The 24,360-nt window shown below is 61.0% G+C and carries 25 protein-coding genes and 1 pseudogene; 11 read left to right on the forward strand and 15 right to left on the reverse strand.

All coding sequences use genetic code 11. The annotated features are described in order from the left end of the window. Positions 1-3 precede the first annotated feature (3 nt). A complete protein-coding gene (locus K6N12_RS07480; RefSeq protein ID WP_097625231.1) occupies positions 4-1,194 on the forward strand; it encodes an MFS transporter in 1,191 nt (396 codons plus the stop codon). A 40-nt stretch (positions 1,195-1,234) separates the two neighbouring features. Here K6N12_RS07480 and K6N12_RS07485 read toward each other — a convergent pair. Next, positions 1,235-2,011: pseudogene (locus K6N12_RS07485) on the reverse strand (SDR family oxidoreductase). A gap of 160 nt (positions 2,012-2,171) precedes the next feature. On the opposite strand from K6N12_RS07485, the gene K6N12_RS07490 reads away from it, so the two are divergent. Beyond that, entirely contained in the window at positions 2,172-2,744 is a 573-nt protein-coding gene (locus K6N12_RS07490; RefSeq protein WP_097625232.1) for a TetR/AcrR family transcriptional regulator, read from the forward strand. 53 nt (positions 2,745-2,797) lie between these two features. On the opposite strand, the gene K6N12_RS07495 is transcribed toward K6N12_RS07490, so the two are convergent. Then, on the reverse strand, positions 2,798-3,412 hold the full coding sequence (locus K6N12_RS07495; protein ID WP_097625233.1) for an FMN-dependent NADH-azoreductase: 615 nt from the start codon (positions 3,410-3,412) through the stop codon (positions 2,798-2,800). Positions 3,413-3,549: 137 nt separating this feature from the next. Here K6N12_RS07495 and K6N12_RS07500 point away from each other — a divergent pair, with 137 nt between their 5' ends. Further along, positions 3,550-4,518: a LysR family transcriptional regulator gene (locus K6N12_RS07500; RefSeq protein WP_097625456.1), complete on the forward strand. Its 969-nt coding sequence runs from the start codon at positions 3,550-3,552 to the stop codon at positions 4,516-4,518. A gap of 37 nt (positions 4,519-4,555) precedes the next feature. Here the strand turns inward: K6N12_RS07500 and K6N12_RS07505 are convergent, their stop codons facing one another. From K6N12_RS07505 to K6N12_RS07520, 4 genes are all read right to left on the reverse strand, one after another. Further along, positions 4,556-6,544, reverse strand: a complete 1,989-nt coding sequence (locus K6N12_RS07505; RefSeq protein WP_097625234.1) for a bifunctional 2',3'-cyclic-nucleotide 2'-phosphodiesterase/3'-nucleotidase — start codon at positions 6,542-6,544, stop codon at positions 4,556-4,558. A 289-nt stretch (positions 6,545-6,833) separates the two neighbouring features. After that, positions 6,834-7,241, reverse strand: coding sequence for a PilZ domain-containing protein (locus K6N12_RS07510; protein ID WP_097625235.1), 408 nt, complete (start codon positions 7,239-7,241; stop codon positions 6,834-6,836). 85 nt (positions 7,242-7,326) lie between these two features. After that, positions 7,327-8,208 (reverse strand): DMT family transporter, encoded by an 882-nt coding sequence (locus K6N12_RS07515; RefSeq protein ID WP_097625236.1) that lies wholly within the window; start codon positions 8,206-8,208, stop codon positions 7,327-7,329. Positions 8,209-8,270: 62 nt separating this feature from the next. Then, entirely contained in the window at positions 8,271-8,732 is a 462-nt protein-coding gene (locus tag K6N12_RS07520; protein WP_003587050.1) for an Lrp/AsnC family transcriptional regulator, read from the reverse strand. A 155-nt stretch (positions 8,733-8,887) separates the two neighbouring features. Here K6N12_RS07520 and ald point away from each other — a divergent pair, with 155 nt between their 5' ends. The 5 genes from ald (at position 8,888) to K6N12_RS07545 (ending at position 13,131) form a co-directional block, all read left to right on the forward strand. Next, positions 8,888-10,006 carry an alanine dehydrogenase gene (ald, locus tag K6N12_RS07525; protein ID WP_097625237.1) on the forward strand — a complete coding sequence of 373 codons (1,119 nt, stop codon included), beginning with the start codon at positions 8,888-8,890 and terminating at the stop codon, positions 10,004-10,006. A 227-nt stretch (positions 10,007-10,233) separates the two neighbouring features. After that, positions 10,234-11,163, forward strand: coding sequence for a helix-turn-helix domain-containing protein (locus tag K6N12_RS07530; protein WP_097625238.1), 930 nt, complete (start codon positions 10,234-10,236; stop codon positions 11,161-11,163). Between the two features lie 256 nt (positions 11,164-11,419). Beyond that, positions 11,420-12,169 (forward strand): SDR family oxidoreductase, encoded by a 750-nt coding sequence (locus K6N12_RS07535; protein ID WP_097625239.1) that lies wholly within the window; start codon positions 11,420-11,422, stop codon positions 12,167-12,169. 118 nt (positions 12,170-12,287) lie between these two features. Next, positions 12,288-12,785 (forward strand): flavin reductase family protein, encoded by a 498-nt coding sequence (locus K6N12_RS07540; protein WP_239620416.1) that lies wholly within the window; start codon positions 12,288-12,290, stop codon positions 12,783-12,785. A 61-nt stretch (positions 12,786-12,846) separates the two neighbouring features. Continuing rightward, positions 12,847-13,131, forward strand: a complete 285-nt coding sequence (locus K6N12_RS07545) for a DUF1330 domain-containing protein (protein WP_027684966.1) — start codon at positions 12,847-12,849, stop codon at positions 13,129-13,131. A 125-nt stretch (positions 13,132-13,256) separates the two neighbouring features. On the opposite strand, the gene K6N12_RS07550 is transcribed toward K6N12_RS07545, so the two are convergent. Then, positions 13,257-13,760, reverse strand: coding sequence for a DUF1203 domain-containing protein (locus tag K6N12_RS07550; RefSeq protein ID WP_097625240.1), 504 nt, complete (start codon positions 13,758-13,760; stop codon positions 13,257-13,259). 108 nt (positions 13,761-13,868) lie between these two features. Between K6N12_RS07550 and K6N12_RS07555 the strand changes: the two genes are divergently transcribed. Next, positions 13,869-14,075: a hypothetical protein gene (locus K6N12_RS07555; protein WP_343228872.1), complete on the forward strand. Its 207-nt coding sequence runs from the start codon at positions 13,869-13,871 to the stop codon at positions 14,073-14,075. A gap of 30 nt (positions 14,076-14,105) precedes the next feature. On the opposite strand, the gene K6N12_RS07560 is transcribed toward K6N12_RS07555, so the two are convergent. From K6N12_RS07560 to K6N12_RS07575, 4 genes are read right to left on the reverse strand one after another with little or no spacing between them, the layout of a single operon-like run. Then, a complete protein-coding gene (locus tag K6N12_RS07560) occupies positions 14,106-14,666 on the reverse strand; it encodes a GNAT family N-acetyltransferase (protein WP_131711709.1) in 561 nt (186 codons plus the stop codon). Between the two features lie 5 nt (positions 14,667-14,671). Next, positions 14,672-15,541, reverse strand: coding sequence for a 3-mercaptopyruvate sulfurtransferase (gene sseA / locus K6N12_RS07565; RefSeq protein ID WP_097625242.1), 870 nt, complete (start codon positions 15,539-15,541; stop codon positions 14,672-14,674). 18 nt (positions 15,542-15,559) lie between these two features. Then, a complete protein-coding gene (locus tag K6N12_RS07570; RefSeq protein ID WP_097625243.1) occupies positions 15,560-16,297 on the reverse strand; it encodes an alanyl-tRNA editing protein in 738 nt (245 codons plus the stop codon). A gap of 6 nt (positions 16,298-16,303) precedes the next feature. After that, positions 16,304-17,341 (reverse strand): cysteine synthase A, encoded by a 1,038-nt coding sequence (locus K6N12_RS07575; RefSeq protein WP_097625244.1) that lies wholly within the window; start codon positions 17,339-17,341, stop codon positions 16,304-16,306. A gap of 226 nt (positions 17,342-17,567) precedes the next feature. Here K6N12_RS07575 and K6N12_RS07580 point away from each other — a divergent pair, with 226 nt between their 5' ends. After that, positions 17,568-18,227, forward strand: coding sequence for a ChrR family anti-sigma-E factor (locus K6N12_RS07580; RefSeq protein WP_179867100.1), 660 nt, complete (start codon positions 17,568-17,570; stop codon positions 18,225-18,227). Positions 18,228-18,326: 99 nt separating this feature from the next. After that, on the forward strand, positions 18,327-19,160 hold the full coding sequence (locus K6N12_RS07585; RefSeq protein ID WP_097625246.1) for an SDR family NAD(P)-dependent oxidoreductase: 834 nt from the start codon (positions 18,327-18,329) through the stop codon (positions 19,158-19,160). Here K6N12_RS07585 and K6N12_RS07590 read toward each other — a convergent pair whose 3' ends face one another. The 4 genes from K6N12_RS07590 to K6N12_RS07605 form a co-directional block, all read right to left on the reverse strand. Further along, positions 19,161-20,420, reverse strand: coding sequence for an SAM-dependent methyltransferase (locus K6N12_RS07590; RefSeq protein ID WP_003587031.1), 1,260 nt, complete (start codon positions 20,418-20,420; stop codon positions 19,161-19,163). Positions 20,421-20,618: 198 nt separating this feature from the next. After that, positions 20,619-21,470, reverse strand: coding sequence for a DUF1365 domain-containing protein (locus tag K6N12_RS07595; protein ID WP_097625247.1), 852 nt, complete (start codon positions 21,468-21,470; stop codon positions 20,619-20,621). Then, on the reverse strand, positions 21,467-22,798 hold the full coding sequence (locus tag K6N12_RS07600; RefSeq protein ID WP_097625248.1) for an NAD(P)/FAD-dependent oxidoreductase: 1,332 nt from the start codon (positions 22,796-22,798) through the stop codon (positions 21,467-21,469). Before K6N12_RS07600 ends, K6N12_RS07595 begins: the two co-directional genes overlap by 4 nt. Next, positions 22,795-24,246: a cryptochrome/photolyase family protein gene (locus K6N12_RS07605; RefSeq protein ID WP_097625457.1), complete on the reverse strand. Its 1,452-nt coding sequence runs from the start codon at positions 24,244-24,246 to the stop codon at positions 22,795-22,797. Before K6N12_RS07605 ends, K6N12_RS07600 begins: the two co-directional genes overlap by 4 nt. Between the last annotated feature and the right edge of the window lie 114 nt (positions 24,247-24,360).

Raw genomic sequence — 24,360 nt, forward strand, 5'->3', positions numbered from 1 at the left:
GATATGAGTGATGCAGCTGTGCGAAGGAAGGTCGATGGCGGCGAATTTGCCGTTTTGTGCATCGGCGGGTTTCTTCTGTCGATCGCCTATGGCGTGACCTTTCTGATCCCGGTGCTGGTCGGTCAGCGCGGCGGCAACGAGGCGCTCGCCGGCCTGATCATTTCGGCCGCGACCGTCAGCACCGTCATTCTCGTGATCCTGTCCGGCCACATCGCCGATGCCATCGGCTCGGCGCGGGCGGTGGCGGTTTCAGCGCTCTTTCTGGCGGCATCCGGGTTGGGATTTGCCACGGTCCCGGCAGCCGGGCTTAGCCTGATGACCGTCGGTTTCGTCCTCGGCATCGGCTGGGGCACTTTCTATGCGCTCGGGCCTATTCTGGTGGCGGCGATCACCGAACCCGAGCACCGGATCAGGTTCTTCGCCCTGCTGTCGGGATCGATGATGTCGGGCATCGGCGCCGGACCGATCATCGGCCGTATTGCCACCGGCTGGGCCCTTCCGATCGAAACGGCCTTCGCCTTTGCTTTCCTCTCCAGTCTCGCCGGCGGCGCGCTTTATTTCCTGCTGCATCTCAGGCTGACCAATGCCGGCAAGATTTTGCCGCATGTCAACAAGATCTCCTTTGCCGCAGCGCGTCAGGTGATAGGTTCGCGGGCGATCTATTCCATCGCCATGGTCGGCATCGGCGGGGCGATTTTCGGCGGGCTCTCCAGCTTTCAGACAAGCTACGCCAAGGCGCACGGTTTCGATTATTCGCTGTTCTTCATCGGCTTCATGTCCGCCGCCATCCTGAGCCGGCTGTTCGTGGCGGGATATGTGGTGAAGAGGGATCCATTCTATTCGCTTCTGGTGCTGACGAGCGTGACGCTGGCATCCATCCTGCTGTTCCTGGTGGTGACATCAAGTCAGCTGGCCTATCTCGGAGCCGCGGCAATGCTGGGCCTGGGCTATGGGCTGACCTATTCCGTCATCAACGGACTGGCAGCAAATGAAGCGCCCGCAGGTCTCATGCCGCAATCGCTTCTCTTGTTCTCGCTGTCCTATTTCATCGGCGTCTTCGGCTTTCCGCTGATCGCCGGCAACCTCATCGTTTCCTCCGGGATCCAGGCCATGCTCCATGTCCTGCTGCTGCTTGCCGTCGCCAATCTGGCAATCGTCCTGCTTCGTGTGGTCGACCGCGCAAGGAACCGCTGATCGAGGGCGGGCAAGTCCGATTTGCCCGACCCTCGCTGGCTCATGCGGCGCGGAAGATCTTGGCGCCGGAGGGGGCACTCGTCATGCCGCCGTCGACGGTGATCTCGATGCCGGTGACATTGGCAGAATCATCCGAAGCCAGGTAGAGCGCCGCCTTGGCGATTTCGTCGGCCTCGCTCATGCGGCCGAGCGGGCTCATGCCGCCGATGCGCGCCTCGAGCGCCGACATCGCATCTTCCGTCTGGGCCATCGGCGACCAGATCGGCGTCTTCGTGCCGCCGGGTGTCACCTGATTGACGCGGATGCCGCGCGGCGCGAGTTCGGAGGCCATATTGCGCGTCATCGCCCGGACCGCGGCCTTGGTCGCCGCATAGGCCGACCAGCCGGGAGCGCCGAGCACGGCGTGCACCGAACCGTTGAGAATGACCGAACCGCCGTCGCTGAGATGCGGCAGCGCCGATTGCACGGTGAAGAAGACGGCCGTGAGATTGGTGCTGATGATCTAATTGAATTGCTCCGGCGACGTGTCACCGAGCGGTGTCGCGCCGCCGATGCCGGCATTGGCGAAGACGATGTCGAACTTGCCGACCTTTGCGGCGGCTTCCGCAAAGGCCTTCTCGGTGGCGGCGGCATCGGTGACATCGACCTTCAGCGCGACGACGCCGGCCCCAAGCGCCTTTTCGGCGGCGGCGAGCGTTTCGGGATTGCGGCCGGTGATGACGACCTTTGCACCCTCGTCGATGAAGACCTTGGCGGTCGCAAGACCGATACCACTGTTGCCGCCGGTGATCAGCGCGACCTTGTTTCTTAGACGCATGATTCATGCTCCTCTTGGAAATGGCAACGATCTGGATTATGATCGTTATCTACAAGGATTATGATTGTAATCTACATGAGTCAAGCAGCATGATGCCGAAAAGTATAAGCGGTTTTCGACCGACATCATGCTCGTTCGAAATTGATACGGGGAGATTCGGATGGGTCGTTCGCAGCTGGAAAAACAGAAGACGCACGAAAAGATCGTGGAGACTGCGTCGAGGCGGCTGCGAGAGGAGGGGCTGGAAGGTGTCGGCGTCGCCGACCTGATGAAGGAGGCCGGATTGACCGTTGGCGGCTTCTACAAGCACTTCGCCTCCCGCGACGATCTTGTCGCCGAGGCGATCCAGTCGGCTTTCGATTCATGGGGACGCAAGCTGGAGGCCGACGGGATAGACCCGGCGAAGATGACGGCCGCCGATGTTGCCGACCGCTATCTGAGCGCCTATCATCGCGACAATCCCGGCGAGGGCTGCCCCTTCGCCGCCCTGACCTCCGATATCTCCCGTGGCGACGACAAGGCGCGGGGGATTGCGACGGAACGGCTCCGGCTTAATTTCGAGGCTTTGGCGAGCAAGGCGTCGGGAGCCGACGCGGAAAGACGGCGCAAGGCGGTCATCGCCTTCGCGATGATGGCCGGCGGCGTCGGCCTTGCCAGGATTTCCTCCGATGAGGCTCTGTCGGCCGAAATTCTCGAGACGGTCCGGGATTTTGTCGCTGCTATCGACAAATGACAAACGGCCGGCGAATGCCGGCCGCTGCACTATGGTAAGCGTTGAAGAGCCGATTAAGCGGCCAGCGCGATTTCCTGGACGCGCGTCTTGGCAGCGTCGATGGCCTTTTCGGCAGCTTCAGGACCGAAGGCGAGGCCTTCGACGTAGATGGTCTCGATGTCGGTGATGCCGAGGAAGCCGAGAACCGACTTCAGATACGGCACGGCGTGGTTCAAGGGGGCAGCCGGTCCCTGCGAGTAGACGCCGCCCGAGGTAAGCACCACGTAAACCTTCTTACCGGTGAGCAGGCCGACCGGGCCGCTTTCCGTGTACTTGAACGTCAGGCCGGCACGGGCGACGTTGTCGATCCAGGTCTTCAGCGAGGAGTAGATGTTGAAGTTGATGAGGCCGGTGCTGATGACGATCGTGTCGGCGGCAAAGAGTTCGTTGACGAGTTCGTCAGACGTCTTGACGGCGGCGACTTCCTCGGCAGTGCGGGCCTCGGCCGGCTTGCGGATCGCGCCGGTGAAGAGGTCGTCGATATGCGGCAGCGGGCTGGCGGCAAGGTCGCGGCGAACGAGGACGCTGCCTGGATTCTGGTTCTTCAGCTTCTCGGCGAGTTCAACGGCGATCGGCGTCGAGAGCGATTCGGCACGCGGGCTGGACGTCAGAAGAAGGATGGACGACATGGTGCATTTCCTTTCGAATTGGATTTGTCGGCCCGTTTTGGGAGGTGAGCCGCAGTCTCGAAGCGGAAAATAGGTCTGGCTTGATATCGAAAAAACGGTGATAATGTCGATCGAAACTATCGATGGAATGGATGGATATGCTTCCGAACCCGACCCTGGACCAATTGCAGGTGTTTTTGACCGTTGCCGAGACCGGCAGCTTCTCGGCTGCGTCGCGGGCGCTGAACCGGGCTCAGTCGGTCGTCAGCTATACGATCGCCAATCTCGAGGCGCAGCTTGAAGTGCCGCTTTTCGAGCGCTCCGGCGCCCGCCAGCCAAAGCTGACGGAGGCGGGCAGGGCGATGCTGGAGGATGCGCGCCGTATCCTCGGCGACCTGCAGGTCATGCGGGCGCGCGTCAAGAGCCTGAAGGAAGGGCTCGAAGCGGAGGTTTCCGTTGCCATTAGCGTCATGGTGCCCTCAAAGGCCGTGGTTGATGTGCTCCACGAATTCCGCGAGATGTTCCCATCGGTTTCGCTGAACCTCAACGTCGGCGAGCTCGGAATGGTCATGGATCTGGTCATGGGCGGCAAGGCGACGATCGGCATCGGCGGAGCAGTTCTGAAGCAGGACGATTCGGTCGTCACCGAACGGATCGGTCACTCCTTCATGATGCCTGTCGCCGCGCCTAACCACCCGCTTGCCGGGCTCGACCGGCCGCTGACGCTCGGCGACGTGCGCGATGAGGTGCAGCTCGTCGTCACCGATGCGTCGGGCCTGACGAAGGGGCGCGATTTCAACGTTTTGTCCTACAAAACATGGCGCGTCAGCGATATTTCGACGAAGCATCAGCTGATCAAGGCCGGCCTTGGCTGGGGCGGACTTCCGGCATCGCTCATCCATGACGATCTCCTGAGCGGCGTGCTCATCCATCTCGATCTCGATGCCTACGAACAGGGGGAGTATCCCATCTATTCGATGCGCCGGCTCGCCAACCCGCCCGGACCTGCCGCCACCTGGATGATCGACGCGTTCCGCACCCGGCTTACCCATTGCCCGAGCCAGGCGGATTTCCACGCCCAGATCGCGGAACTGCGTGAACCCGCAATCCCGCTCGCGGCCGAATAGGGAAGGCGCAGCCGACGCGCCTTCGTATTTCTTTTGGTTAGAGAACCAGCCTGAACTTCGAGAAGCCGTCCGCACCGTCGCCGGCATCCTCGATCTTGACGCTCTTGACCGCAGCGAGGAACTGCTTTGCCTTCGGGCCGCTCTCGAAGGTTGCCGTCGTGCCCGGCAGCGGCTTGAAGGTCCAGTTCGCATCGGCCGACGGATTGATCGTGCCCTGGTCGTGGACATAGCGGACAATGACATCGCGGTTGGTGTCCGGCGCCTGGAAGATCACCTTATCAGTGGCGATCTCCGGGAAACTGCCGCCGCCGCCGGCGCGGTAGTTGTTGGTGACGACGACGAATTTCTGGGCGGGATCGATCGGCTTGCCGTCGAAGGCGAGGTTCTGGATGCGGTTGGCATCCGGATTGATCGCCTTGCCGGAGGAATCATATTTCGGCGGCTGCGACAGGTCGATCTGGTAGGTCACGCCGTCGATGACGTCGAAATTATAGGACGGGAAATCGTTGTTGAGCAGCGGCGCATCCTTCGCGCCGGCGTCGATGTGATTGAACATGCCGGCCGACATTTCCAGCCAGTTTTTCACCTGGGCGCCGGTGATGGCAACGGCCTGCACCGTATTCGGGTAGAGATAGAGGTCGGCGACATTCTTGATGGCGATATCGCCGGCCGGGACGTCGGTATAGTAATCGGCGCCGCCACGGCCGCCGGCCTTGAAGGGGGCCGCCGCCGAAAGCACCGGCAGATCCTTGTACTTGGTATCGGCCAGCATCTGCTTGATGTACCAGGTCTGGGCCTGGCTGACGACCTGCACGGAGGGATCGTCGGCGACGAGCGCGAAGTAGGAGTAGAGCGGTGCCGACGTCTTGCCGACGGGGGTGCGGACATAGGCAAGGGTGGCCTCGTGTTCGGCCTTGGCGGCTTCGACCACGTCCTTCTTGTCGGCGTAATCGGCAACCACCTTCTTCTTGTCGTCGCGATGATAGATCGGCCGTGCTTCCGAGGTGAAATCAACGATCTTCCAGCTGTTGCCGTCCTTTTCGAGGAGCAGGTCAATAAGGCCGAGATGCGAGCCCCAGAATCCTGCCATCACGGCAGGTTTGCCATGCAGCGTGCCCTTGACCGGATCGGCATTGGCGATGCCGTCCCAGCTCTTCGGCCCGGGGAAGACGAGATGCTGATGGCCGGTGAAGATGGCGTCGATCCCCTCGACGGCGGCGAGATGCAGCGAGGCGTTTTCCATCTTTTCGGACGGCGCGGCTCCGTCGATGCCGGAATGGGAAAGCGCGATGACGATATCGGCGCCGGCTTCCTTCATGGCCGGAACCCAGGCCTTGGCGGCCTCGACGATATCACGCGTCTGCGCCTTGCCTTCGAGGTTCTTGATGTCCCAGAGCATGATCTGCGGCGGCACGAAGCCGATGAAGCCGATCTTGACCGGGCTCTCATTGCCGGCGCCGTCTTTGATCTGTTTTTCCACGATCATGTAGGGCTTGAAGAACAGATCGTCCTGCTTCGGGTCCGAGGCGAGCTGGCCTTTGGTCAGATTGGCGCAGACGAAGGGAAAGTTCGCGCCTGACAGCACTTTGAACATGAAGTCGAGCCCGTAATTGAACTCGTGATTGCCGAGCGTTCCTACCGTGTAGCCGAGCGTGTTCATCGCCTTGATCACGGGATGGACGTCGCCGTCCTTCATGCCGTGCTGATAGGCCATGTAATCGCCCATCGGATTGCCCTGCAGCACGTCGCCATTATCGATCAGCAGCGAGTTGACGGCCTCGGCGCGGATCTTGTCGATGATCGTGCCGGTGCGGGAAAGCCCCATCGTGTCGTTCGGCTTGTCGGCATAATAATCATAGGGAAAGACGTTGACGTGAATATCCGTCGTTTCCATCAGCCGGAGATGCGCCTGGTTGGCGCTGGCTCGCGCGCTGAAGGGATGCAGCAGCACCAGGGCGGAGGTGGCGGCAAGGCCGCCAAGCAGGGAACGGCGGCTCATCACGCCGACATCGAAAATGGAAGACATCGAAACTCTCCTTGAAGGATCATGCATCGTCCGGCCCGTCAGAATTAGGACGATTTGGCGAGGAGTACACTGCAAAAATGACAGGACGGCAAAACAATGAGTAGCAAGGGCGATGTGGTTTTGAAATGCAATTTATGGTGCAGACGGGGCCGACGGGGACAGGATCAATTATAGGCTCAGCGCCTGACTGCCGCAGCCAACTGCCGCAGCCAGGGCGCGGTCAATCTGGACGTCAACGTCGGCCGCTGCGACTGGACGATCTCAGCCGGATCTTCGGCGCGAAGGCGGTTCAGCGTAACGGTTTCGGCGTCGACGTTGCCAAGTGAGGTGGGCGGTCGGCGTTGGTCGCGGCTCTAAGCTGACGCACCGCCAGGACCGGCCGAATTTCCTTATGGAAAAAGCGGAAATAGGAGGAGACCTGTGCCCGCGCATTCGAATTCACGTCGAACTGGATGCCGACACGGCCGTTGTGCTTCCAGCGGATGATGCCTTCGAGCAGACCGAGGTTTTCAGCTTCGATGCGCACCTTGCTGCCGGAGGCTGCATGGAGCGGCGTCTTCGTCTCCAGGGCAGCGCCGGTCACCGACAGATTGAGAATGCGGGCATCCACTTCACTGTTCAGATGTTTGACGCTGCCGAAGACCCGGCAGTTTTGCCGGTCGGCTTTTCGCGCCGTGATTTTCAAGTTGCGGGTCATACGGTCTCCCTTGGATACGTCAGGGGAGCATAGCGCCCGAAAATTGAAATGGTTTTAGTGGCTTGGCTAAAATTGCAATGAAACTTCAGTTGGCCATGGCGGCTCTGCGCCCCACGACATGCTCGCGCCAGACGGTGAAGATGCCGGCGGCAACGACGACGATCGAGCCGATAATCGTGTTGAGGCTGAGCGTTTCGTCATAGATCGTCACGCCGATGATCGAGGCGTAGACCAGTGACAGATACGTCAGCGGCTGGACGGCAGCGGCATCGAGAAGATCATAGGCGCGGATCAGGAAATAGTGGCTGGAAATGCTGGTCATGCAGACGAGCGCCATCCAGCCCCAGTCTCCGGGCGACATCCAGCTCCAGTAGAACGGGCCGATGATGGTCATGGTGATGCCGCCGATGACGCCGGTATAGAAGAAGCTGGTCATCGCCGAATCGTCGCGGCTGACGAGACGGGTCGCGATGACATAGAAGGCGAAGTTGAAGCAGGAAGTGATAGCCAGAAGCAGTTTCACATCGAAAAACTCGCCTTCCGGCTTCAGGATCAGCAGCACCCCGAAAAGTCCGGCGCCGATCGCCACCCACCGCCGCCAGCCGACCCGCTCGCCAAGGATCGGCATTGACAGCAGCGCGATGAGGATCGGCGTCGCTGAGAAGATCGCTTGTGAACGGGCAAGGCCGATTATGGCAAAACAAGTGATGGCCAGAACCACCTGGACCGCAAGCAGCACGCCGCGCACCACCTGAAGAAGCGGGCGTTTGGTGTGGGCCGTTGCCTTGAGGCCGCCGCGCATCTTCGAAGCGAGGATGATCGTGAACAGCGCAAAGGCCCAGTAGCGGATCATCGTCACGAAGATCGGCGGGTAAGCAGACGCCAGATGTTTCGAGATGGCGTCCTGGAGAGAGAAGATGGTAATCGCCAGCAGAGCGAAAATATAACCGTGGGTCTTCGATGTCATGACATGCCGTTGAGCGGGAAACACCGAGAGTCTGGTCAGGCTTTCAGCGAAGATGCAAGGTCTCAAAGCCCGACATTCGGCCTGTCGATGATTTCTCTGAGTGCAAAGCTCGAATTGATTTTGACCACATGGGGAAGGGCCGACAGCCAGTCGCGATGGATGCGCTCATAATCCTCGAGATCGCGGGCGGCGACCCTGAGGATATAATCATATTCGCCCGACATCAGGTAGCAGACGAGCACGTTGGGGCAGAGCTTCACCGCCGCCTCGAATTCCGCCAGGGTCTTGGCGAACTGGCCGGAGAGCGAGATATGCACGATGGCGATCATCTTATAGTCGAGCGCCTTATGCGAAAGCCGCGCGTGATAGCCGCCGATGACGCCGCTTCTCTCCAGAATGTCGAGCCGGCGCGAACAGGCCGAAGGCGACAGTCCGATCTTTTCGGCAAGCTCGGCGTTGGTGATGCGTGCATTGGCCTGCAGCACCTTAAGAATCGCAAGATCGATGGTATCGAGATCGGCCATTCGAAGAACTTTCGAAAAATAACGATGACAACGCAATAATCTCCGAAAAATCGCGTTTCGGCAAATCGTCTTTGCAAGGACATTTCATCGCCTTGGTGGTTGGATTCATCATCCGAGGAGATCCGCGGTTGCGGGATGACAGGAGAGGAACGCCAATGCGTGTCGGTTGCCCGAAGGAAATCAAGAATCATGAATATCGCGTCGGCCTGACGCCGGCTTCGGTGCGCGAATACGTCGCCCATGGCCACGAGGTCTGGGTGGAAACCAAGGCGGGCGCCGGGATCGGCGCCGATGACGCCGCCTATGCCGCGGCTGGCGCGAAGATTGCCGCCTCCGCCAAGGATATCTTCGAAAAATGCGACATGATCGTCAAGGTGAAGGAGCCGCAACCCTCAGAATGGGCGCAGCTGCGCGACGGTCAGCTTCTCTATACCTATCTGCATCTGGCGCCCGATCCTGAACAGACCAAGGGTCTGATCGCCTCCGGCGTCACCGCAATCGCCTATGAAACGGTTACCGACGAGCGCGGCGGCCTGCCGCTGCTGGCACCGATGTCGGAGGTCGCCGGTCGCCTGTCGATCCAGGCGGGCGCGACCGCCCTGCAGAAAGCCAATGGCGGCCTCGGCGTCCTGCTCGGCGGCGTGCCGGGCGTGCTGCCGGGCAAGGTCGCGGTTATCGGAGGCGGCGTCGTCGGTCTGCATGCCGCCAGGATGGCCGCCGGCCTCGGCGCCGATGTCAGCATCCTCGACAGGTCGCTGCCGCGCCTTCGCCAGCTCGACGACATCTTCTCAGGCCGCGTTCACACCCGTTATTCCAGCATCCAGGCATTGGAGGAGGAGGTCTTCTCGGCCGATCTCATCATCGGCGCCGTGCTGATCCCCGGTGCGGCTGCGCCGAAGCTCGTCACTCGCGAGATGCTGTCCGGCATGAAGAAAGGCTCCGTCATTGTTGACGTCGCCATCGACCAGGGCGGCTGCTTCGAGACCTCACATGCAACCACCCATTCCGACCCGACCTATGAGGTCGATGGCGTGGTGCATTATTGCGTCGCCAACATGCCGGGTGCTGTTCCCGTCACCTCGGCGCATGCGCTGAACAATGCCACGCTCGTCCACGGCCTGGCGCTTGCCGATCGCGGCCTGCGTGCCGTCGCCGAAGACAAGCATCTGAGGAACGGCCTCAACGTCCACAAGGGCCGCATCACCAACAAGCCGGTCGCCGACGCACTTGGCTACGAAGCCTTTGCGCCGGAGAGCGTGCTGAACGTAGCGTAAGCTAGCTGACTCTAGGTGACGACTTACTGCGCTATTTTCGGCCGGCAGGGCGGTATCCGAAGGGATGCCGCCTTCTTTGTATGACGGCGCACCTGTAATCGAACCGCGACCGTTGGCGGCGTTGGGGCTATGCTTTTCCTCGTCACGCAGCGCGACGAGTTGTGTCCCGCCCGATCAGTTGCCATCGTATCATGCCGATGGGCAGTCGCCATCCAAACGGAGCAGCAATGACGGTTGATAGTCGAGAGCAAACATCGCCGGTTCCGCTTCGAACATCACCTATCGGCCTCGAAACATATATTGCCGGCAGGACACTTGTCAGCGGGGATGGACCAGCCTGGACTGATATATTCGTGCAGGTGTTTTCCCGCCTGAAGGTGCAACATCCCTTTCTTGTCCCAGCGGTCGCCGAGCCTCTCGTTGTTTGGGTGATCTCAGGTCAGGCATGTGTCGAGGAACGCGATCTGGGCGGGGAGTGGGAGGCCAATACAGTCAGAGTCGGGGACTTTTTTCTGACGCGGTCGCCTACGCCATACGAAATGCGCTGGCACGCCGAGGGAGACGAACCTTTCCAGGTAATGCATCTCTATCTCTCCGTTCCGTTGTTTGACCGGGTGGCGGAAGGGGTTCTCGGCAAGGCTGCCAGCGCCATGCGCCTGCGCGACATATCGGGTGGCCGCGACCAACATCTCTCCAGCATGCTGGAACTGATCCATGCTGAACTGACGGCAGAAGGGCAGGGAAGTCGGCTCTTCGTGCAGGGATTGGCGCAGACGCTCGCTGTTCACCTTATCCGACAATATGCAACATTCGACGCAGAGGCACGGCCGTCAAATGCCCTCCCGGGCGCCAAGCTACGGCGGGCGATCGCATTCATGGAAGCCAACCTTGAAGAGCCGTTTGATCTCGCACGTCTGGCGCAAACGGCCGGCATGAGCGCTTTTCACTTCAGCCGCCTCTTCAAGAAGGCCACCGGCCTCTCTCCATCCCATTATTTCATTCGCCAACGCATAGCCAAAGCCCAGCAACTTCTGCAGGAAACCAGCACCAGCATCATCGAGATCGGCATGTCCGTGGGGTATTCGAGCCCTAGCCATTTTGCTCAGATTTTCCGCCGGGAGGCTGGCGTCTCCCCCAGCGACTACCGTCGCAGCTAAAGCGCGTCGCGATCTTTTTCAGATTCGCTCATTGCGCTTTAGGTCTCAGTTTCTACGCATGTCGTTGTCGCAAAACCGCTGCACACTTTTGTGCGACATGCTTTAGCATTTCAGCTTGGTCCTTGCGGATTTGAGCAAGATCCCGACAGGTCTCGCAAGGTCCCGAGAGAGGGATCGATCACTCCTCTTTATGTTCCTCCTTGTCGAACATGACCGTCCTTTCGGTTGGAAGGGCGCCTAGTCAAGGAGATAAACCATGACGAATATCAATGGAAAAATCGCGCTGGTCACCGGCGCCTCGAGCGGCATCGGTGCCGCTACCGCGTTGAAGCTCGCCGAGGCCGGCGCAAAGGTCGGTATCGCCGCCCGTCGCACCGACAAACTTGAAGGCCTCCAAAAGGAGATCGCTTCTGGGGGCGGTGAAGCCCTCGTCATCGAAATGGACGTGGTCGATCCAGCCTCCGTCGAAGCCGGCGTCAAAAAGCTGGTGGGTGCCTATGGTTCGATCGACATTCTCGTCAACAATGCTGGCCTGATGCCGCTTTCGGATGTGGATCAGTTCAAAGTCGACGAATGGCACCGGATGGTCGACGTCAATGTGAAAGGCCTGCTGAACACCACTGCTGCAGTTCTGCCGCAGATGATCAATCAACATTCGGGCCACATCTTCAACATGTCGTCGATTGCTGGCCGCAAGGTCTTCAAAGGCCTGTCGGTTTATTGCGCCACCAAACATGCGGTGGCCGCGTTCTCCGATGGCCTGCGCATGGAAGTGGGCCAGAAGCACAACATTCGGGTGACTTGCATCCAGCCAGGCGCCGTGGCGACCGAGCTGTATGATCACATCACGGAGCCTGGCTATATCAAGCAGATGGACGACCTTGCCAAGCAGATGACGTTCCTGCAGGGCGCAGATATCGGCGACACCATCGTCTTCGCGGCGCAGGCGCCTGCCCATGTGAATGTCGCGGAACTCTTCGTTCTGCCGGTCGAACAGGGCTGGTAACCACACCAGAAGGTCTTTCAGCTTCCCCGCATACATGCGGGGAAGAGACTCGCGAAGGAGCCGGACGATGAATGAGATTTCCGCTTCCCAGACCTATCGCCTGCTCTAACCCGGTCCGATCGTTCTTGTGACGACGAGCCTTGAGGGAACGCCCAATGTGATGACGATGGGTTTTCACATGATGATCCAGCATGCACCGCCGCTGATCGGTTGCGTCATCGGCCCTTGGGACTTCAGCCACCAGACCTTGAAAAAGACCGGCGAATGCGTGATCGCGATTCCAGCCGTCGATCTTGCCGAAACCGTGGTGGACATCGGTAATTGCTCCGGTGACACGGTGGACAAGTTCGAGCGGTTCAGCCTGAGGACTCGTCCAGCAAAGGATGTCGCGGCGCCGTTGCTGGTGGACTGCCTTGCCAATATCGAATGCCGTGTTGCCGATCCGAGCTTCGTCGAGCGATACAATCTCTTCATCCTCGAAGCAAAGAGGATCCGGATTGACGAGAGCCGCAAGGAACGACGGACCATGCATCATCGCGGTGACGGCAGCTTCACCGTGGATGGCAGCACACTCGATCTCCGGAAGCGCATGGTCAAGTGGCGGCACTTGCCATAAAGCGCGCCGCTGCACGCAAAAAAACATCCCTAAACTTCACATTGATTGAAAGGATATGAACATGTCCGCCTATCTCGTTGTCGATCTCGATATCCACGACCCCGAAGCCATTGCCGATTACCGCTCCAAGGCCCTGCCTCTGGTGGCAAAGGCCGGCGGCCGCCTCATTGCGCTCGATGACGCGCCGCTCGAACTCGAAGGCTGGCAGGCGACGAATATGCTGATCATCGAGTTTCACGATATGGATGCCATCCGTGGTCTCTTTGCATCGCCCGAATATGCGCCGCTCGCACACCAACGGCAGGCGGCCGCAGGTTCGCGGATCATTGCCTTGCGTGGCGTTTAATAGGATTCGAGGGTGCGCGATCCCGACAGCATTCGTCAGGGGAAACAGAAACCGCCTCGGCGATCACGGCAGAAGGAGCGCGCGGGCGAGTTGACGACTTCCTGTTGCGCTTCGCCCTCCGCCTATCAGGCGCCGGTTTCCGCCAGGACCGGCGCCTTTACCTTATCGATCCGGCATTGGAAGCAGTTGTTGCGCGCGGAACGCACATGCACATAGGCGATATCAGATCGTCCCAGCAGCTCTTTGCCATAGGCCGGAATATCGCCGATCTCAGTCACCGCGCCGGTACCGTAGACGATGCGGTCGTTCTCGCTGTAGCCGCGGACGATGAAGTCACGGCTCGTCGTCAGCATCGGCGGCATGATCTCTTCGGCGGCATAACGTGCGCAAGGCTGCTTGTGCAGGAAGACAGGGCCGGTTTCGGCATAGGGCTGCAGCTCGGGGAAGGGCCGGTAGGCAAAGACCAGCAACGCCTGGCCCGCATCGATATTCTGAAGGCAATGGCGGCAGGGATGGCCGGGACCATCGGAGACGATCGTCTCGGGCAGCCTGTCATAGGCGTCGCGGCCGCCGTTCCAGAGGCGTTCGGCGTCGGTCGTCGGCATGGCAACAAAACGAATGGCGGTCATGGCAGATCTCCTTTGTGATCGCCATGAAATGCACCTGTACGAGCGGGCAAGCCACCCGATTCTTGCCTGCGTCTGCATAAGAGATCGCCGGAGAGTGAAAAGCGGAGTATCTTCTGGACGTACGTTGTCAGGCGAAAGGAGAAGGCCTTGGCCGACGTCGATCTGGCGCTGCTGGCGCAACAGAATGCAGAAATACTGGAAGAGCTGAGAGCCCTGCGGCGGGAAGTGGCGGAACTGAAGGAACAGTCGGGCCGCACGCTCGATTTCGAGCGCCGCAACGACCCGCGCCGCCCGAACAGCCTGACGCAGCGTTAACCAGTTCTGCCTACGTCAGGAAAGCATCCGTCAGCTTTTCCGCGCAAGCTCCAGAAGCTCCTTGTCGCTGAGCGGCCGGACGATGCCGGTACCGGTCGAAACGGGGGAGAAGCCGTACATCTGGTAGAGCTGCAGCGCACGCGGATGGTCGAGATTGTTGGTGGTGGTGGTGACCCGCTTCGGATTGAGCGACCAGATGGCATAGAGCGCCTGCAGCAGGAACCATTTGCCGATGCCGAGACCGAGCGCATGTTCGATCAGGCCGAAATGGCTGAGCTCGATCATATCCTCGTCTTCGCAGAAATATTCGTAGAAGCCGGCGGGTGCGCCGTTCACATAGAGAACGCTGATATTGTTGCGCTTGTCGTTCAGCGTCTCGGCAAGCTGCTCGTCGCTCATGCGCAACCGGTCCACCCATTGCCAACGCGCACCCACCTGCCGGTAGAGATAGCGGTAGAAGGGCAATGGGATCTCGGGAGCGCGCATGATCGCCGTCTGGATGTTGACGGGCACCGGCATGCTTGCCTTTGGCGGCGCCGTCATTTCGAGCCGGGTGATGTGAGCTTTCAGCGAAGCGGATGCCTTTCCCATGGCGATCAGACTTTGACCGGCGTCGGCGGACCGGTGACGATGGGCGTATCGTCACGGCTTCCCCATTCGCTCCACGAGCCGTCATAAAGCTTGTTGTCGTGATGGCCGAGCGATTCCAGCGCCAGCGTGATGATGGCGGCGGTGATTCCCGAGCCGCAGGACGTGACGACAGGCTTTGAAAGATCAATGCCGGCGTCCTCGATCGTCTGCCTGAGTTCGGGCAGCGACTTTAACCGGCCCTGGTTGGCGAAGACGCTGGATGGCAGGCTGCGAGCGCCGGGCATATGGCCGGAGCGCATGCCGGCACGCGGTTCGGGTTCGGCGGCTGCAAAGCGGCCGGCGCTGCGGGCATCGGCGATCTGCATCGCGCCGCTGGAGACGATGTCGCGCATCGTATCGAGCGTCACCACGCGGCTCTCGTCGAAATCGGGCGTGAAACGCGCCGACGAATAGCTGGGCAGGGTGGTTTCGAGCGGGCGGCCCTCGGCCTTCCAGCCGTCGAGACCGCCATCGAGCACGAAGACGTTCTTTGCGCCCATCACCCGGAACAGCCACCAGACGCGCGGCGAGGCGAACAGGCCGATGCCGTCATAGACGACGATGCGATCGTTCTCGCTGATGCCGAGCCGGCCGACTTCGGCGGCAAAATAATCGGCCGAGGGGATCGTGTGCGGCAGTGACGTCGAATGGTCGGCGATCTTGTCCTGGTCGAAGCGGATGGCGCCGGGAATATGGCCGGCCGCATATTCGGCATCGGCATCGCGTTTCTGCGCCGGCAGATAGAAGGAGGCGTCCACGACGCGCAGATCCGGCTTGCCGAGTTCGGCCTGCAGCCAGTCGGCCGATACGACGAAACGGCTTTTGGTCTCACTCATGATGCTCTCCCTTGATGGTCAGGCTTCGTCGCCGGGCGTGCCGAATCGGATGCGGAAGCGCCGATTTTCTTTGCCCTTCTTTTCGATCTTGGCGATATGGATCTGGCCGACTTCCTGTGTTTCCGAAACATGTGTGCCGCCGCAGGGCTGGCTGTCAATCGAGGAGTTCTCGCCGATGCAGACGAGGCTGACGCGCCCGAGCCCGATCGGCGGGCGCACATTCTTCGATTTGACGATGTCGGGAGTGGCTGCAAGCTCCTCGTCGGTAATCCATTGCAGATAGACCGGATGGTTCTCGCCGACCAGTTCCATCAGCTTGGCCGTCACTTCGTCCTTGTCGATCGTCTCGGCCATGTCGAAGTCGACACGGCTTTCCTCCTCGCCGACGGCAGCGCCGGTGATCGGATACGAGCAGACGACGGACAGCAGATGGCAGGCCGTGTGCATGCGCATCAGCCTGTAACGGCGCTGCCAGTCGACGTGCAGCACCAGCGTCTCGCCAACCAGAGGCCTCGGCTCGTTTTCGAGCGGCACGTGGATGACGATGTCCTTGCTCGGGCCGTGCTTCGTCTGGCCCAACACGATCTTGGTGCCGTCGGCGCGTTCAAGCTCGCCCGTATCACCCGGCTGGCCGCCTGATGTCGCATAGAAGCAGGTCTGGTCGAGTTCGATGCCCCCGTCTTCGTGGACGGCGGTGACGACCGCCTCGCATGTCGAGAGATAGAAGTCGTCACGATAGAGGGCATTGACGGGCATGGGGTCTCACGCGGGCTCGTAGGGAACGTTTATATCGGGCGAGTTGGCCATCCAGCCCGGAACGGGCAGTCCCTTCGAGGTCAGGAAATCCGGATTGAAGAGCTTCGACTGGTAGCGGTTGCCGTAGTCGCAGAGGATCGTCACCACCGTGTGGCCGGGTCCGAGATCCCGGGCGAGCTTGACCGCGCCGGCAATGTTGATCGCCGTCGAGCCACCGAGGCACAGGCCTTCGTTTTCGACGAGGTCGAAGAGATAGGGCAGCGCTTCGGCATCGGAGACCCGATAAGAGAAATCAGGCGTGAAGCCTTCGAGATTGGCGGTGATGCGGCCCTGGCCGATGCCCTCGGTGATCGAAGAGCCCTCGGATTTCAGCGCACCGTTCTGATAGAACTCATAAAGAGCAGCGCCGTCGGGATCGGCAATGCCGATCTTGACGTCCGCATTGAAAGCCTTGAGGCCGGCAGCGACGCCGGCCAGCGTGCCGCCGGAACCAACGGAGCAGATGAAGCCGTCGACCTTGCCGTCGGTATCGTTCCAGATTTCCCGAGCGGTGGTTTCGATATGCGCCTGGCGGTTGGCGACATTGTCGAATTGGTTCGCCCAGATCGCCCCGTTCGGCTCTGTTTTCGCCAGCTGCTCGGCGAGCCGCCCCGAGACCTTCACGTAGTTGTTCGGGTTCTTGTAGGGAACGGCGGGCACTTCGACGAGTTCAGCGCCGAGCAGTTTCAGCGCATCCTTCTTTTCCTGGCTCTGCGTTTCCGGAATGACGATGACGGTGCGGTAGCCGAGCGCCTTGGCGACCAGCGTCAGCCCGATGCCGGTATTGCCGGCCGTGCCTTCGACGATGAGGCCGCCGGGCCGAAGCAACCCTTTCCGTTCCGCGTCGCGGATGATGTAGAGCGCGGCACGATCCTTCACTGACTGGCCGGGGTTCAGGAACTCCGCCTTGCCGAGAATGGTGCAGCCGGTCGCCACCGACGCGCCCTTGAGTTTGATCAGGGGCGTATTGCCGATGGCTTCGAGGACGGAAGGGTGGAAGGTCATGGAATCTGCCTCTATTCGAACTCTTACTTTAGGAACGGTCTTTTCCCTTCACAAGGCTGCGTTGGCAAGAAATGCTATTCCACGCCCCTGTCGGGCACGATAAAATTTGGCCTTCCTCCCCCGAAATGATGAATGGCCCGCAATCCCGCCATGCGTGGGGTGATCCGAAGATTGACTTTCCCCGTACGGATGACGACAAAGCGAAAACGGAGCGCGGCAACAGGGCGTGACCGAAACCGGTATGATTCACGAGCAGATCGACACGATCGATGCATTGATGGCGCATTATGTCGCCGGTTCCTTGCCCGAGCCGGCGCGGGTGCTGGTACGATCCCATCTCGAAATGAAGCCCGACAATCACAGCCTGGTGGACAGCCTCGAATTGCTGGCTGGGGAGGCGCTGGAAAGCGCTGGTGAAACCGCCATTGCCGACCGCGACCGGCAGCTTCAGGCAATCTTTTCCTCTGCCGCTCCGGTCGCAGCGCAGCAGGCGGCCAAACGGCCGGAAAATGCGCTCTTTCCACAAGCGCTGCGCGATTTCGTCGGCTTCGAGGTCGAGGACGTGCCGTGGCGCAAGCGGTTGCCGGGTTTCAAGGAATATTCCCTCGAATTCGACGGCTGCGAGGTCAACCTGATGTGGATCCGCCCGGGCCGCGCTTTGCCGGCGCACACCCACAAAGGCATGGAACTGATCCTCATCCTAGACGGCGCCTTCAACGATGAACGCGGCCGTTTCGGCCCCGGCGACATCTCCATTGCCGACGAGACGGTCGACCATCGGCCGGTCGCCGAAAAGGATAGGCCCTGCATCGCCTTTGCCGTTTCGGACGGGCCGGTGAAGCTCACCGGATCCCTTCGTCAGATGATCGGCGACCTGATCGGCTGAAAGCAGCCACAATGGTGTGATAGAGCCGTAAATCCGGGAAGAGAAGGGAACTTTCCGGACCTGTTTTCGGTTGGTCAGGCAGAACCGGAGGAACATGTCATGCGTGATTTCACCGCCCGTCCCGAAGATGGACTCGTCTGGATCTCGGGTGCGAGTTCCGGCATCGGCCGCGCGCTTGCACTGAAGCTTGCCGACGAAGGATACAAGGTCGCCGTCACCGCCCGAAGCCATGAAAAGCTGGTCGAACTGCAGGCCGAGGCCAGCGGCCTTGCGGGCAGCATCGTCGTTCTCGATGGCGACGTCACCGATGCCGAGGACATGGAGCATATCATGGCCTCCATCGAATATGAGCACGGCACGCTCGGCATGGCGATCCTCAATGCCGGCGTCTATCTGCCTGTTCATGCTGAGGACCTGAACCGCGCCGATTTCGAAAAGAGCTTCGCCGTCAATCTCTCCGGCGTCGTCAACTGTCTGTTGCCGGCAGTCCGCCATATGAAGGCGAAAGGGCAGGGACAGATCGCCATCGTCTCCTCCGTCACCGGCTATGGCGGCCTGCCGACGGGCGCTGCCTACGGTGCCACCAAAGCGGCGCTGATCAATATGGCCGAAAGCCTGAAATTCGATCTCGACAAGATGGGCATCCGCATCCAGCTCATCTGCCCGGGCTTCGTCGACACACCGGCGACGCGGAAGAACGCCTTTCCCATGCCGTCCCTGGTGTCGACCGACGAAGCCGCCCGGCAGATTGCCGCCGGGCTGAAATCGCAGGCCTTCGAGATCTCCTTCCCCAGGCGCTTCACCATGATGCTGAAGCTTGCGCGCATGCTTCCCTACAGCGTCTATTTCATGCTGGTGAACCGCGTGACCGGCTGGCGCGAGCGGCCGTCATCGGCTGGTCACCATCCGGCGACACCGCATCCGGCGGAATGATCAGCTGCGCGAGAACACCACTTGGCGCACATCGATATTGCGGGCGCGGAAGCCGGCCTCGCAATAGAACAGATAGAATTCCCAGAGCCGCTTGAAACGCTCGTCGAAGCCCATCGGGCGGATGCGCTCCCAGACCGACCAGAAGCGTTCGCGCCATTCGGCAAGCGTGCGGGCATAGTCGAGCCCGAAGCCGAAGTCCCTGACCAGTGACAAGTCGACCTTGCCGGCAAGTTCCGCCAGATGGTTGCGCGTCGGCAGCATGCCGCCGGGAAAGACATATTTCTGTATGAAGTCGGGGTTGCTGCGATACTGGTCGAAGGCCTCCGGCCGGATCGTGATGATCTGCAGGCCGGCCTTGCCGCCCGGCTTCAGACATTGCCGGAGCTTGGAGAAATAGGACGGCCAGTATTTCTCGCCGACCGCTTCGAACATCTCGATCGAGACGATCCGGTCGTAAAGCCCGGTCTCGTCGCGGTAATCCTGGAAACGGAATTCGACACGGTCGCCGAGACCGGCCTTGCGGATGCGCTCCTCGGCAAAGGCCAACTGCTCGCGGCTGATCGTCAGCCCGGTCACCTTGCAGTTCAGTTCGCCTGCTGCAAATTCGGCAAACCCGCCCCAGCCGCAGCCGATCTCCAGCACGTGATCGCCGGGCCTGATGCCGGTCGCCTCGGCAAGCGCGCGGTATTTGGCATTCTGCGCCGATTGCAGGTCGTTGGCCCCTGTCGAATAGAGCGCGGAGGAATAGGTCATGCTCGGATCGAGCCACTGCCTGTAGAAATCGTTGCCGAGATCGTAATGGGCGGAAATGTTACGCTTCGATCCCGTCTTGGTATTGGTGTTCATCCAATGGCGGACGCGCTCGACGAGGCGGCCAATGCCGCCCTTGCCATTGGCATAGCTGTAGACGGCTTCGCCGTTGACGAGGAAAAGTTCGAGGAAGGCGGCGATGTCGGGGCTGTCCCAGTCGCCGTCCATATAGGTTTCGGCAACCCCGATCGTGCCACTCGTCAGGGCCCGATAGGCAAGGTTCCAGTTGTTGAGGCTGAGAGCCGCCTTCGGCCCGGCCTGCTTGCCCTCGATCAGCAGCCTGCGGCCGTCGGGCAGGGTGACTGCAAGCGAGCCGTGCTGCATGCGCAGAAGTCCGCGCAGCGCCAGCTTCGCCTTGAACGGCAGCCCCTTCACCAGACGGGATATATTTTCGGCCGTCAGCGTCACCGCGTCACGGGCCAGTACATTCCAATCCTGCGCCTTGCTCATCTTTCCTCCTCCAGCATTTTCTTGCCGGTTAGGGACGACGATACATCCGTGACGATGTTCGGGCGGCCTCCGGCCATTATTCGGCAAGGCTACTGCATAATTTCCTCAATCGGAAATCGAATTAAGGAAAAATTATGCAGCCGTTCAAAGCGCTGCAGCGCTTTTGCGCGTCGTGTCGGAACGCCCGGCGCTGCAAGGTCATTCCGCGGTGTCCGCAAGCGGCCGGGGCCGGTGAATGCTGACGGCAGGCGGAGGCGCCGGACGGCTGATATAACGCGCGCCCTTCAGCCACAGTTTCAGCGCTTCCCAATGGATGCCGGCCACGATCTTGAAGGGGAGGAAAGGGATGAGCGCCGTCAGCCGAAGCAGCGCGGCGCTTGTCAACTGCAGCCGCCGTCCTGAGAATGTCGCCGCAAGCAGCGGCCCTTCGCCGTCGGTTTCGAGGATGCGCCAGCGGATTTCCGCGCCAGGCGGCAGCATGCGGAAGTGATAGCGCGCCGCTATGCCGATGAAGGGCGAGACGTGGAAGAGCTTGTCGCAGCTCTGACGGAGCCCGCCGTCCGACATTTCACCATCACTGAGGGGACAGACGTAACTGTGTCGCTCGCCGAAAGTGTTGCGCACCTCGTAGATCATCGCGACGAGGGCGCCGCCGCCATCATAGGCGTGATAGACGGAGATCGGGTTGAAGACATAGCCGAGAATGCGGGGATAGCAGACAAGCAATATCCTTGCCGCGCGATCGAGCCCGGCCTCAGCGAGCAGCCGGTCGGCATAGGCGCGCAGCGGCGTGTTCGCCGTGTCGGCATGGTCATTTTCATGAAACGAGACGAGATTGCGACCGTTGACGGAAAACAGCGCCGACAGCCGATCGGCTGCTTCAAGCCGATCGAGATCGACGAGCAGGGAGAAGACGCGGTAGCGGAAACGATGACCGAAGGGTTTCAGGCGTTGATGCATGATGTCGCCGACATAGAGCGCGGCCGCCGCATCCGGCGCAGCGCCGTTGCCGCTCATGCTGACGCCGCGCTTTTTGCCTCGTCCGCTCATGCCGCTGCATCCGGTTGCGGTTGCCGGCTTCGCGCCGTTCGCCAGGGAATGATGCCACCCAGCGCCTCGGCTGCCGCCAGGCCGGAAACCAGGCCATCCTCATGAAATCCATATCCCATCCAGGCGCCGGCGAAATGGCAATGGTTCTCACCCTGGATGGCGGCGAGCGCCCGCTGCGCCGCCATGGCATCAGCCGAAAATTGCGGATGCTCATAGGTGAATTCCGCAAATACCATGCGGGGATCCGGCTCGCGGTCGGGATTGAGCGTGACGAACAACGGCAAACCATCGTCGATGCCCTGCAGCCGGTTCATCCAATAGGTGACGGCGACACCCGCCTTGCCATCCTCCCGGCTGGAGCGCAGATAGTTCCACGAGGCCCAGACCTTGCGCCGCTGCGGCATCAGCCTTTGGTCGCGGTGCAGGACGACGCGGTTCGGCTGGTAGGGAATGGCGGCAAGCAGCAGCCGTTCCCGGTCGGTGGCATCGATGAGCAGGCGTGCCGTCTGATCGCTGTGGCAGGCAAGGATCACCTTGTCGAAGGCACGCTGGCTGCCGGTCTCGTCGATAAGCGTGACGCCGTTCTCCGAACGGATCACCCCGCGTATGCCGCAGGACAGTTTCACCCGTCCGCCGAGCGGCTGCAGCAGCCGGTCGAGATAGCTGCGGCTGCCGCCGGTCACCGTCCGCCATTGGTGCTGGCGGTGATAGATCAGCCGGTGATTGTCGAAGAAATTGACGAAATATTCGGCCGGGAACTGCAGCATGCGGGCCGACGGTGTCGACCAGATCGCCGCCGCCATCGGCACGAGATAATTGTTGGTAAAGCCGGGCGAGAAGCCGCGCCAGTCGAGATAATTGCCGATCGAGCGCGAGGCGAGGTGACCGGCGGCCCGGTCTTCGAGGCAGGTGCGGTTGAAGCGCAGGATCTCGCGGATCATCCACAGGAACGACGGCCGCAGCAGGTTGCGCTTCTGCGCGAAGATCGAGGACAGCCCGCCGCCGCTCCATTCCAGCCTGCCGCGGTCGAGCGAGAGCGAAAAACTCATGTCGCTTGCATGGGTGGCGATGCCGAGTTCGGCAAAGAGGGCCGTCAGGTTCGGATAATTCGGTTCGTTATAGACGATGAAGCCGGTATCGACCGCAATCCGAACACCGTCATAATCGACGTCGACCGTCGCCGTATGGCCGCCCGCCCGCGCCTGGCTCTCGTAGAGCGTTACGTCGTGCACGGGGTCGAGCGCCCAGGCCGCCGAGGCGCCGGAGATGCCGGAGCCGATGACGGCGATCTTCAGCCGGCGCGAGGCGGGGCGGAAATGCGCGTTCATGCGGCGTCCTTTGTGGCTTTGTAAGCGGCGAGCGCTCGGTCGCGGGCGCTGGCATGGTCGACGATCGGTTTCGGATAGGTCTGCCCGAGGATGATGCCGGCCTCGTCGAGCGCGCTCTTCGGCGCCTCGAACGGCCGGTGAATGTATTTTACCCCGAGCCGTTGAAGTTCCGGCACATGAGCTCTGACATAGTCGCCGTCGGGATCGAAAGTCTCGCCCTGCAGCATCGGATTGAAGATGCGGAAGAAGGGTGAAGCGTCGGCTCCCGAGCCCGCCACCCATTGCCAGCTTGCCGCGTTGTTGGCGGGATCGGCATCGACCAGCGTATCGCGGAACCAGGCCTCGCCGTCGCGCCAGTCGATCATCAGATCCTTGATGAGAAAGGAGGCGACGATCATGCGCACCCGATTGTGCATCCAGCCGTGACGCCAGAGCTGGCGCATGCCGGCATCGACGATCGGGTAGCCGGTCATGCCACGGCGCCACGCCTCGAAATCGCCGTCGTCGTAGCGCCATTTGAAGCCGTCGAAACGATCGTTCCAGTTCTCCGAGGCAAGACGCGGGAAATGGAAAAGCAGGTGGTAGGAGAATTCCCGCCAGGCGATCTCCTTGCGGAAATGCACGATGTCGGCCGCCGGCACCCGGTTCGACAGACCGCGCGTAGCATCCCAGATGCGGGCAGGGGAGATTTCGCCGAGCGCCAGATGCGGCGACAGCATCGAGGTCGCCGGTTTCGCAGGATAGTCGCGGTTTTCCTTGTAGCCCTTGAGTTCTTCCTCGACGAAGGCGCTGAGCCTCTCTCTTGCGCCTTGCTCGCCCGGCGTCCAGAGATCGGTAAAGTCCTTCGCCCAGTCCGGCTTTGTCGGCAGCAGTTTCCAGCTCTTCAATGTTTCCGATGCCGGACGCTGCGATGCCAGCCGCAGCTTCGCCGGCGCCTCTAGCGGCGGCTCGGCTTCGCCCGCACCCTCCAGCGCGCGCCAGAACGGCGTATAGACCCGATAGGGCGTGCCACTGCCGGTCATCAGCCTGGACGGTTCGTGCAGCAGCTGGCCGCCGAAACTTCTCGCCTCGATCGCCTGTTTTTCCAATTCCTGCTTGATGTGGGTGTCGACCGAAATGCCCGAGGGATCGTATCGCCGGTTCCAGAAAACGGCTTTGGCACCGCTCTTTTTGATGACGGCGCGGAGCACCTCCAGCGCTTCTCCGCTGGCAAGCACCAGCCTGCCCTGCCGCTCGTGCAATGATCTATCAAGCGCTTCCAGCGAATGATGCAGCCACCAGGCCTGCGCAGCGCCGAGCGGACCCGTGCCGGCTGACGCCGGCTCGTTGATATAAAGGGGGATGATCGGTCGCCCGGAGAGATGGGCGGCATTCAGCGCCTGATTGTCGTCAAGGCGCAAATCCCTGCGAAACCATAAAATGACAGGTTTTATCGCGTCCTTTGCCAATGAAGCCATTCCCTGCTCTTGTCTTTGCACCCTGCTACGGATGTACGGAACGCTCGGATCAAAAGTTTCATCGGAGGGAAAGCTTTTCATCGTGGTGGCGACGACATGAAAAAG

The organism is Rhizobium redzepovicii, from assembly GCF_019793435.1.
GTDB classification, from domain to species: Bacteria; Pseudomonadota; Alphaproteobacteria; order Rhizobiales; family Rhizobiaceae; genus Rhizobium; species Rhizobium redzepovicii.

Coding starts and splice junctions, on each gene's coding strand:
- K6N12_RS07480 (WP_097625231.1), top strand. CDS start 4: ATGAGTGATGCAGCTGTGCGAAGGAAGGTCGATGGCGGCGAATTTGCC.
- K6N12_RS07490 (WP_097625232.1), top strand. CDS start 2,172: ATGGGTCGTTCGCAGCTGGAAAAACAGAAGACGCACGAAAAGATCGTG.
- K6N12_RS07495 (WP_097625233.1), bottom strand. CDS start 3,412: ATGTCGTCCATCCTTCTTCTGACGTCCAGCCCGCGTGCCGAATCGCTC.
- K6N12_RS07500 (WP_097625456.1), top strand. CDS start 3,550: ATGCTTCCGAACCCGACCCTGGACCAATTGCAGGTGTTTTTGACCGTT.
- K6N12_RS07505 (WP_097625234.1), bottom strand. CDS start 6,544: ATGTCTTCCATTTTCGATGTCGGCGTGATGAGCCGCCGTTCCCTGCTT.
- K6N12_RS07510 (WP_097625235.1), bottom strand. CDS start 7,241: ATGACCCGCAACTTGAAAATCACGGCGCGAAAAGCCGACCGGCAAAAC.
- K6N12_RS07515 (WP_097625236.1), bottom strand. CDS start 8,208: ATGACATCGAAGACCCACGGTTATATTTTCGCTCTGCTGGCGATTACC.
- K6N12_RS07520 (WP_003587050.1), bottom strand. CDS start 8,732: ATGGCCGATCTCGATACCATCGATCTTGCGATTCTTAAGGTGCTGCAG.
- ald (WP_097625237.1), top strand. CDS start 8,888: ATGCGTGTCGGTTGCCCGAAGGAAATCAAGAATCATGAATATCGCGTC.
- K6N12_RS07530 (WP_097625238.1), top strand. CDS start 10,234: ATGACGGTTGATAGTCGAGAGCAAACATCGCCGGTTCCGCTTCGAACA.
- K6N12_RS07535 (WP_097625239.1), top strand. CDS start 11,420: ATGACGAATATCAATGGAAAAATCGCGCTGGTCACCGGCGCCTCGAGC.
- K6N12_RS07545 (WP_027684966.1), top strand. CDS start 12,847: ATGTCCGCCTATCTCGTTGTCGATCTCGATATCCACGACCCCGAAGCC.
- K6N12_RS07550 (WP_097625240.1), bottom strand. CDS start 13,760: ATGACCGCCATTCGTTTTGTTGCCATGCCGACGACCGACGCCGAACGC.
- K6N12_RS07560 (WP_131711709.1), bottom strand. CDS start 14,666: ATGGGAAAGGCATCCGCTTCGCTGAAAGCTCACATCACCCGGCTCGAA.
- sseA (WP_097625242.1), bottom strand. CDS start 15,541: ATGAGTGAGACCAAAAGCCGTTTCGTCGTATCGGCCGACTGGCTGCAG.
- K6N12_RS07570 (WP_097625243.1), bottom strand. CDS start 16,297: ATGCCCGTCAATGCCCTCTATCGTGACGACTTCTATCTCTCGACATGC.
- K6N12_RS07575 (WP_097625244.1), bottom strand. CDS start 17,341: ATGACCTTCCACCCTTCCGTCCTCGAAGCCATCGGCAATACGCCCCTG.
- K6N12_RS07585 (WP_097625246.1), top strand. CDS start 18,327: ATGCGTGATTTCACCGCCCGTCCCGAAGATGGACTCGTCTGGATCTCG.
- K6N12_RS07590 (WP_003587031.1), bottom strand. CDS start 20,420: ATGAGCAAGGCGCAGGATTGGAATGTACTGGCCCGTGACGCGGTGACG.
- K6N12_RS07595 (WP_097625247.1), bottom strand. CDS start 21,470: ATGAGCGGACGAGGCAAAAAGCGCGGCGTCAGCATGAGCGGCAACGGC.
- K6N12_RS07600 (WP_097625248.1), bottom strand. CDS start 22,798: ATGAACGCGCATTTCCGCCCCGCCTCGCGCCGGCTGAAGATCGCCGTC.